The following is an 8,469-nucleotide window of genomic DNA, read 5'->3' on the forward strand; positions in this document are numbered from 1 at the left end:
TCCGCGCAGTCATGAGGTCCGGAGAACATCGGCCCTGAGAGACCGCTTCCGACCGCCCCGACCTTCAGAGGATCTTGGCGATCGTCGAGAGCGGACAGGCCGACTTCGAAGTCGTGCTCGTCCATTCCTTCAGTCGTTTCTTCCGCAAGCTCGTGGAGGCTGTGCTCTTTATCGACAGGTTGAGGACCTACGGCGTCGAGATCGTCAGTATCAGCCAGCCCGTCCCGCCAGGTCCGGTTGGCGACATGATGCGCTACTTCCTGATGATCTTCGATGAGTACCAGTCTGCCGAGACCGCCAAGCACGTGGAGCGCTCGCTTCGGGAAAATGCACGCCAGGGCTTCTGGAGCGGCGGCATCGCCCCCTACGGCTTCACGACCATGGCAGCCGGGACCCGCGGAGACGCAAAGAAGAAAAAGCTTGTCGTCAATCCCGATGAGGCTGAGACGGTACGTCTGATCTTCGACCTGTACCTGACCGGCGACGGGACTTCCGGTCCGCTGGGGACGATGAAGGTCGCGAAATGGCTGAACAATCACGGCTTCCGGAACCGGAACGGCCGGCGGTGGAGCACCGGAAAAATCCACGACATCCTGACCAACCGCGCTATGATCGGAACCTACATATATGGCCGCTCCAGGAAGGACGCCAAGCGGATCGAGGTGCAGGTCCCGGCCATTATTCCGGATGAAATCTTCGCGGCCGTTCAGAAGACTTTGCGGGAGCGGAACCCGAAGAAGACCCCACCACGCGTGACGACCGGCCCGATCCTGCTGACCGGGATCGTCACCTGCGGACATTGCGGAGCGGGCATGACGATAACCACGGGCAAAGGAGGACGGTACAAGTACTACACCTGCGCCTCCCTCACGAGGACCGGCGCGGGCAGCTGCGACAACAAGCGTGTGCCGATGGCGGAACTCGACGATTTCGTCACAGACCAGATCATTCGGAAACTCCTCTCCCCGGAAAGGACCACACGCGTGCTCGAGGGGCTGCTCAAGAGGCAGTCCGCACGGGAAGTCGAAAAGACGGGAAACCTCAGGCGACTCAGGGAAAAGCTGAACTCCGCCCAAGCCCGGCTCGACAGGTACTACGACCTCATCGACGCGGGCACGCTCGATCCGGCAGAGCCGACACTGAAGGATCGGATCGAGGCCGCGGCAACCGAGCGCGACCTTGCCAAGGTCGCGCTCGACCGCATGGCTTCTGAGCTGTCGCCCGCGACGCGCGTGACGGAAGAAAACGTGGCGGCTCTGGCAGACCTCCTGAAGAAGAATATCACCACCGGAACCATCGAGTTCCGCCGCTCCTACCTCCGCGCCGTCATCAAGGAAATCCAGGTCAGCCAACAGCGCGTTAGGATCGTGGCAAAGCCAAGCGAGTTCGAGCGCATGGCCCTCACCCTCAATCAAGACGATCTTCGAGTGCCCAGTTTTGTTCCGGGGTGGCGGAGCGAGTGGAGCGCCTGAAAACTCTGCTGGAAGTAGCGACCGGGATCTATTCTGAAATCGGCGAATCCAAGGAGGTTCTGTTCAACACCCGTACCTACGCATGCTTACGCTGCTGGAAAAACAAAACATGATCAAAACGGATACAAACCAAGAGCATTGTGTGCGCCGTTGCCGGTTCCAGGTCTTGGAGACTGGTCTGGGAGAAACGTTATCTGAAGAAGTCCTCCTTGAAACGATCAATCTGATGCATCCGCTCGTGGAGGATCGTGACAATACCAATATCGCCGTTCGAGAGGTGCCTCCAATACACGAAATGGCGCTCGTACCGGAAGAAATACCCATCAACTCCGAATTCGGCGGGCACGGCCCGCAAATGCACACCGCGCGTTTCGATCTGCTCGAACGCGGCGAACAAGCCGGTAATGTAGGTCTCGGCCTGCGCTTCGCCCCACGTGTCACGTATGTATCTGTAGATCTCGTCGAGGCGGACGGACGCCGCCTCCTGGATCCGGATCGCCATGCGCTCAGGTCCGGTTCCGGGCGATCACCTCGGCGGCGGTGAGGGGTTTGTAGCTCTCCTCGGGCGCGGCGAAGGCACGGTTCAACTCGGCCTTCAGCCGATCGAACGCCTCACGCTCGACGCGCTCCTTGTCGCGACGGATCAGATCGCGGATGTACTCGCTGACGTTCTCGTAGGCGCCGTCCTCGCCGACATTGGTCGCGACGAACTCGCTGAGCGCGCCGCTGACGCGCACGGTCATGGTGGTGGTCCGAGACATGGCGCTTTCCCCAGATCGTGTGTGTTCAAGATAACCAATATCGAACACGAAACAAGGGGAACGCTCGGCGGGTGGCGGTCCTGCCTACCCTTCTCCATCCTCAAGAACGAGGCGATCTGCCATCGTCAGCAACAGAACCAGCACAACGTCCGAATGCCGTGCGAGCGACACCAGGTGTTCGCCGCTCGGACCGCGCTCGCCTGCGAACCAATATTTCACCGTCCTCTCGCTGGCCCCAGTCCACCTCATGGCGGACTTGATCGCCCGGTGGGTCGATCCGAGTTCCGCGTGCAACGCCATCGCCACGGCCGCGGGATAATCGCCCGGAACATCCTCGGGATGCAAAAATGTGCCCATCTTCGGCACAACTGTGCCCATCTTCACCCGCATCTTCATTTGTTTCTCCGCTAAATGTCTGGAGAGACATGAAAACCGCAGAATCCGTCCGCGCCCGTGACGGGCCGGTCTGGAAGGCTGCGGCGGGCATCCGCACTTCCGAAGGTGAGGAATATGAACGGCAAAACCGGAACGCCGGCGCATGGACGCATGAGAGGGCCAATGGGCCTTGCCGCCCGCCGAGGCACAGCGCGGCACCCGCAACGGGCCTGCCGGGGCTCGGCGCTGTGAACAGGGGCACGGTGAATTGGCAGGTCAAAGCGGCAATACGGGAGCGGGTAGCACGGCGGCCGAACAAGACGTCCCAGCTGTCGCCTACGTCCGGATGTCGACCGACCACCAGAAGTACTCGACCGAAAATCAGCTGGACGTCATTCGCAAGTATGCCGAAACCCGCGGCCTGACGATCCTGCGGACTTTCGAGGACTCCGGGCGATCCGGCCTGCGGCTCGATGGCCGGGAGGCGCTGCAGAGCCTGATGGCCGAGGTCCAGTCGGGCCAAGCCGATTTCAAGGCGATCCTCGTCTATGACGTCAGCCGCTGGGGCCGGTTTCAGGATGCTGACGAGGGCGCCTATCATGAGCACGTCTGCTCCCGCGCCGGCATCCGGGTCCATTACTGCGGCGAGCAGTTCGAGAACGACGGCTGCATCGGCTCGAACCTCCTGAAGACCGTGAAGCGCGTGATGGCCGGCGAGTACAGCCGCGAGCTGTCGGTGAAGGTCTTCGCCGGACAATGCCGCCTCGTCGAGTTGGGCTATCGCCAGGGCGGTGCCGCCGGATACGGCCTGCGTCGAGTGCTGATCGATGAGCACGGAAACCCCAAGGGCGAACTGTCCCGCGGCGAGCAGAAGAGCCTGCAGACCGACCGCGTGATCCTCGTCCCCGGCCCCGAGGAGGAACAGCGGGTCGTCCAGCGCATGTACGAGATGTTCGTCAACGAGGGGCGGCCTGAGCGCGAGATCGCGGAGGTCCTGAACGCCGAAGGTCACCGCACCGATCTCGACCGGCCGTGGACCCGGGCGACTGTCCATCAGGTTCTGACCAACGAAAAGTACATCGGGAACAACGTCTTCAACAAGGTGTCGTTCAAGCTGAAGCAGCGCCGTGTCGTGAACCCTCGGGACATGTGGATCCGGGCGGAGGGCGCGTTCCCGGCTATCGTCGACAAGGCCCTTTTCCTGCGGGCCCGGGAAATCGTCGACGCCCGCAGCCACCATTTCTCGGACGAGGAGTTGCTCGATGCTTTGCGCGCGATCCTGAAGCGGCAAGGCATGCTGTCGGGTCTGATCATCGACGAGGAGGATGATCTTCCGTCCTCCAGCGCCTATCGCAGCCGCTTCGGGAGCCTGCTGCGCGCCTACCGGCTGATCGGCTACGAGCCAGACCGCGACTACAGCTACATCGAGATCAACCGCGCTCTGCGACAGGCGCATCCGCAGGTGGTGGCCGAGATCATCGCCGGGGTCACGCGGCACGGTGGGCGGGCTGTGCAAGATCCAGAGACCGATCTGCTTCGCGTCAACGACGAGTTCACCGTGTCCATCGTGCTGGCCCGCTGCGCGGCGACGGCGGCCGGGTCACTGCGGTGGCGCATCCGCCTCGACACCGGCCTGGTGCCGGACATCACGATCGCCGTGCGCATGGACGAGGTGAACGAGGCACCGCGCGACTACTTCGTGCTGCCCAGCATCGACATGACTCTCGGGAAACTGAAATTCGCTGAGCAGAATGGTCTCGCACTCGATGCGTACCGGTTCGACACGCTCGATTTCTTCTACGCGCTCGCCTCGCGGGCCAGGATCGCGGAGGTGGCGTGATGCCCGACGACACGGAGCCGACCAGCCAGAAGCAGGTGACCCTGATCCCTTGTGACCGGATCCGGATCCTCAACCCCCGCGTCCGAAACCGGCGCACCTTCGAGGCGATGGTGGAGAACATCGCGCGCATCGGCCTGAAGCGACCGATCACCGTGGCGCCGCGCGCCGGAACCGATCCGCAGGAGTATGACCTTGTCTGCGGTCAAGGCCGCCTCGAGGCCTTCATCGAACTCAAGCAGGACAACATCCCGGCCATCGTGATCGAAGCCGACGAGAGCGATTGCCTCGTCATGAGCCTCGTGGAGAACTGCGCAAGGCGGCAGCACAACCCGATCGATCTGATGCGCGAAATCGGCTCGCTTCGCGAACGCGGCTACAACGACCGCCAGATCGGCGAGAAGATCGGGGTCTCCTACGAATACGTGAACATGATCGCCGGACTGCTGGAGAAGGGCGAGGAGCGCCTGGTCTCCGCCGTGGAGACCGGACTGCTGCCGCTCAACCTCGCCATCCAGATCTCCAAGACCGACGCCAAGGGCGCGCAGAAGGCGCTGATGGACGCCTATACTCAGAAGAAGCTGCGTGGCCGGAAACTGACGCTTGTGCGCCGCCTGATCCAGCAGCGCGAGCTCCGCGGGCCCCAGATCAAGAGCAATGCGCTCGGGCGGCGGGTGGCGAAACGCGCGCTGACCAGCGAGGGACTTGTCCGAGCCTATCAGCAGGAGGCGGCACGTCAGAAACTGCTGATCAAGAAGGCCGAACTCGCGCAGAGCCGGCTGATGTTCGTGCGCGAGGCGTTCCGAACGCTTTGCACGGATGAGCACTTCATGACGCTGCTTCGTGCCGAGGGGCTGGAGACAATGCCCGCCGATCTCGCCCAGGCGGTCACCGATGGACCCTCGTCATGAAACGGGCCGCGAACAAACGCCCGGCCAGCGTCAACCACGGCTTCGAAGACGACTGTGTCACCCTGCCGATCGACGTGATCTTGCCCCTGTGAACCCTCGGCAAGAGCGCAAAATCCAGCCGAAAGTACCGGCAGATCGTCGCCTCCATCGCCCAGATCGGGATCGTCGAACCGCCAGTGGTCGTCCCGAACCCAGACAAATCGGCCACCTGGTTGTTGCTCGACGGGCATCTGCGGATCGAGGCCTTGAAGGATGACGGCGTGCAGGAGGTGGAATGCCTCGTCTCCACCGACGACGAAGCGTTCACCTACAACCGGCAAGTCAGCCGCCTTGCGCCGATCCAGGAGCACAGGATGATCCGCAAGGCGATCGAGCGCGGCGTGCCCGAGGAGAAGATCGCAGCCGCGCTCGATCTTGGCACGCGCAGCATCCAGAAGAAGATCAAGCTGCTGGATGGCATCTCCGAGGAAGCCATCGCGATCCTGAAAGACAAACCTGCTACGGGCGCCGTGTTCGACGCGCTTCGCAAGATGAAGACCATGCGCCAGATCGAGGCTGCGGAGCTTCTGGTCAACGCAAACAACTACTCCGTCGCCTACGTGAAGGCGATCCTCGCCGGCACGCCACAGGCACAGCTGGTCGAGTCGTCCAAGCCAAAGAAGGTGAAGGGCATCACGCCCGAGGCGATGGCGCGAATGGAACAGGAACTCTCCCGCCTGCAGGAGGGCATCGCCTCGATCCAGGATACCTACGGCCAGAATCACCTGCATCTGACCGTGATCAAGGCCTACGTCGGCAAGCTGCTCGGGAACGCCAGGATCGTTCGCTACCTCATGCAGACGCGCCCCGAATTCCTGTCCGAGTTTCAGACGATTGCCGAGATGGACTCTGTCATGCCGGCCGAGGCGGAATAGCTGGCGCGACAGTCTTGATGGGGACCCGGACCCGATAAGCGCGGGGACCGCGGGAGACGCCGGACAGTGGGCCGGATCGAGCGCGGCGGTGGGGATGGCGGCGAACCCGCTCGGGGCCCACCAGGCTGGCTTGAGTTTTCGCCGGCCGCGCAGCCGCGCTCGTGGCTGCGTTTCGTCGGGGCGTGCCGGAGGCCGGGCAACTTCGGCACGCCCACCCGCCATCTCTTCTCGCTACTACTCGGTTGCGACTGAACAGAACACGATCAAAGCAGATACAAAGCGGGAGCAAAGTGTCCGACCGCGACTTTCAAACGCATGATTCTAAAGGAAATCGTAGCCATCGGCTATTGCTGTGAATCCCATCGTAATCCCGCGAAATCGGAGGGGACGGGACCGGGATCGAACGTTCGTTTGTGGATGCCGCTCGGTTTCCAAGGACTTTCTGATCGTCGGGACATGTGACCGAGTGCGTTCTTTTGTCAGGCCTATTCTTTGCGGCTGACACAGCACCGCTGGCCGGGATGGTGATGCGCGGATCGGGGCCAAATCTTGATATGCACCATCGAAGTGGTCCGGTTTCGATCTTGGTGCAGTACGGGGCTGGCAGCTACGGCCGGCGTGGCCGGCGAAGCGGCTCCGAATGGCGGAGCCGGGTCCTCGACCGTCCGCGCCAGAAGCTTTAGGTTTGTGCTCCACGACGCGCGAAAATGCCAAGAGGCTGCCGTCTTCAGACGCGCCGACGCGCCGTCGTTCATCCGCGACGAGATTGTCAAACCGCCGTCCAAGGCATCCGGTGGCGCATTGCGGCGCCACCTTCCCGGCAAGCTATACGAGCCCAGCAGCGTCATCATCGCACGCAACCCAAGCTTTGCCGCATGGGCCGAGGTCTTCGGTAACGCGAGGATGAAAACGGCTCTCCGCGATCGCCTTCGCGTAGCTACCATATCCTTCAGACGGCAAATGACAGTGGCCACTTCATGTTCCATCCCAAGGCGGCAAGGGAAAAAGCCTCCACAGTAACCGGACCCTTGCCATCGACAATTTGCAAGACCGTGCCGAAACCCGCTGAAAGTCGAGGCTCGGATCTGGCCAGACATGAACAGCCAGCCCTCGCCCGCGGCCGGGCTGCAGACCCTCGGCCCACCATTTCCGGACCCGGCAGCGAACGTCGGGCCGAACCCGCGTGACCAGACCCGAACGGCCTCTCGGCGACTTTCTACGACGGCACCGCGCCGGGGTGTTTGAACCGGAGGCTGCGTGTTAGCCGTCTTCGGGGACCACGTCGCCGAAGCGGGCCGTGCAGCGTATGCCAGAAATGATCGCGCCCTCCGGATTGGGCAGATGCAGTCGCAGCCCGAAGGTGGCCGAGGCTGCGTCGATGACCGGATTGATCGAGGCCACGACGGCGTCGAAAGGGCCGGGTGCGCCGAGCTCGGGAACGACAGGCACGACGTCGCCCACCGAGATCGACGGATAGGCCGCCTGCGTAAGAAAGACCTCGACCCTGAGCGGATCGAGCTGCACGAGCGTCACGACGTGTCCATTGTCGCGCAGATACTCGCCTCGCTCCAGGAAGCGTTCTGACACGACCCCGTCCAGCGTAGCCCGGATGCGGCGAACCTCGAGCTCCACGTCCGCACGTTCGATCTCGAGCTCCGCCTCCCGCACCCGCGAGAGCGCATCATCAAGCTCGCTTCTGCTGCGGATCAGGAGCGCTTCACGCTCGCGCACCTGTGCTTCCGGGACGACGTTGCGTTCGTAGAGATCCTGCACGCGGGCGAACTCCTGCTCCTCGAAGGCAAGTTGCGCTTCGGCCGCCGTGATGCTCGCCCGGTTCTCGGCCCGGACCTGCGCAAGGCGCCGCATCATCTCCTGCATGTCCGAGCGCAACGTCGCGACGACATCGCCTTCGCGCACCTCGTCTCCCACCTCCACAAGCACCTCGTCGATGAGGCCGGGCACCGTACCGCCGAGGTCGACTGACGCTCCCGGAAGAATCAGGCAATCCTCGCTGTCGAGCGCAGCGGCCGGTGTGGCGAGCACCGCCGCGAACGCGAGACCCGTGACCCGCAAGCAGATCATCCGTCACCTCCCAGAAAGGCAATCGCGCGCCGTCCCTTACGCCGCGCCACGTCCGGTCGAGCGCAGGACCGGAAAGCGGCCCCGGTCCGCGCGCCACACCGATTCATGAAACCCCGA

9 protein-coding genes and 2 pseudogenes are annotated in these 8,469 nt (G+C 63.0%); 7 read left to right on the plus strand and 4 right to left on the minus strand.

Annotated features, from left to right (window positions below; genetic code table 11):
• Positions 1-59: 59 nt before the first annotated feature.
• Positions 60-716: pseudogene (locus AB6A69_RS07115) on the plus strand (recombinase family protein); the annotation flags it as partial.
• Between the two features lie 36 nt (positions 717-752).
• Positions 753-1,472: a zinc ribbon domain-containing protein gene (locus AB6A69_RS07120; RefSeq protein ID WP_371060360.1), complete on the plus strand. Its 720-nt coding sequence runs from the start codon at positions 753-755 to the stop codon at positions 1,470-1,472.
• A 190-nt stretch (positions 1,473-1,662) separates the two neighbouring features.
• On the opposite strand, the gene AB6A69_RS07125 is transcribed toward AB6A69_RS07120, so the two are convergent.
• From AB6A69_RS07125 to AB6A69_RS07135, 3 genes are all read right to left on the minus strand, one after another.
• The gene (locus tag AB6A69_RS07125) at positions 1,663-1,974 is read right to left on the minus strand and encodes a type II toxin-antitoxin system RelE/ParE family toxin (RefSeq protein ID WP_371060246.1); all 312 of its coding nucleotides are present in this window, start codon (positions 1,972-1,974) and stop codon (positions 1,663-1,665) included.
• A 4-nt stretch (positions 1,975-1,978) separates the two neighbouring features.
• Positions 1,979-2,233 carry an addiction module antitoxin gene (locus AB6A69_RS07130; protein ID WP_114511840.1) on the minus strand — a complete coding sequence of 85 codons (255 nt, stop codon included), beginning with the start codon at positions 2,231-2,233 and terminating at the stop codon, positions 1,979-1,981.
• Between the two features lie 84 nt (positions 2,234-2,317).
• A complete protein-coding gene (locus tag AB6A69_RS07135) occupies positions 2,318-2,629 on the minus strand; it encodes an XRE family transcriptional regulator (protein WP_371060247.1) in 312 nt (103 codons plus the stop codon).
• Between the two features lie 247 nt (positions 2,630-2,876).
• On the opposite strand from AB6A69_RS07135, the gene AB6A69_RS07140 reads away from it, so the two are divergent.
• The 5 genes and pseudogenes from AB6A69_RS07140 to AB6A69_RS07160 all read left to right on the plus strand — a co-directional run bounded on the left by AB6A69_RS07140 (position 2,877) and on the right by AB6A69_RS07160 (position 7,290).
• Positions 2,877-4,448, plus strand: a complete 1,572-nt coding sequence (locus tag AB6A69_RS07140) for a recombinase family protein (RefSeq protein ID WP_371060361.1) — start codon at positions 2,877-2,879, stop codon at positions 4,446-4,448.
• On the plus strand, positions 4,448-5,356 hold the full coding sequence (locus AB6A69_RS07145) for a plasmid partitioning protein RepB C-terminal domain-containing protein (RefSeq protein WP_371060248.1): 909 nt from the start codon (positions 4,448-4,450) through the stop codon (positions 5,354-5,356). Before AB6A69_RS07140 ends, AB6A69_RS07145 begins: the two co-directional genes overlap by 1 nt.
• Positions 5,357-5,484: 128 nt before the next feature.
• Positions 5,485-5,640: pseudogene (locus tag AB6A69_RS07150) on the plus strand (ParB N-terminal domain-containing protein); the annotation flags it as partial.
• Positions 5,626-6,270: a plasmid partitioning protein RepB C-terminal domain-containing protein gene (locus AB6A69_RS07155; protein WP_371060362.1), complete on the plus strand. Its 645-nt coding sequence runs from the start codon at positions 5,626-5,628 to the stop codon at positions 6,268-6,270. The pseudogene AB6A69_RS07150 and the gene AB6A69_RS07155, both read left to right, overlap by 15 nt.
• A 687-nt stretch (positions 6,271-6,957) precedes the next feature.
• On the plus strand, positions 6,958-7,290 hold the full coding sequence (locus tag AB6A69_RS07160; RefSeq protein ID WP_371060249.1) for an ATP-binding protein: 333 nt from the start codon (positions 6,958-6,960) through the stop codon (positions 7,288-7,290).
• A 240-nt stretch (positions 7,291-7,530) separates the two neighbouring features.
• Here the strand turns inward: AB6A69_RS07160 and AB6A69_RS07165 are convergent, their stop codons facing one another.
• A complete protein-coding gene (locus AB6A69_RS07165) occupies positions 7,531-8,352 on the minus strand; it encodes an efflux RND transporter periplasmic adaptor subunit (protein WP_371060250.1) in 822 nt (273 codons plus the stop codon).
• Positions 8,353-8,469 lie beyond the last annotated feature (117 nt).

Origin of the sequence: Rhodosalinus sp. 5P4, from assembly GCF_041365695.1 — a bacterium.
In the GTDB taxonomy this organism is placed as follows: Bacteria; Pseudomonadota; Alphaproteobacteria; order Rhodobacterales; family Rhodobacteraceae; genus Rhodosalinus.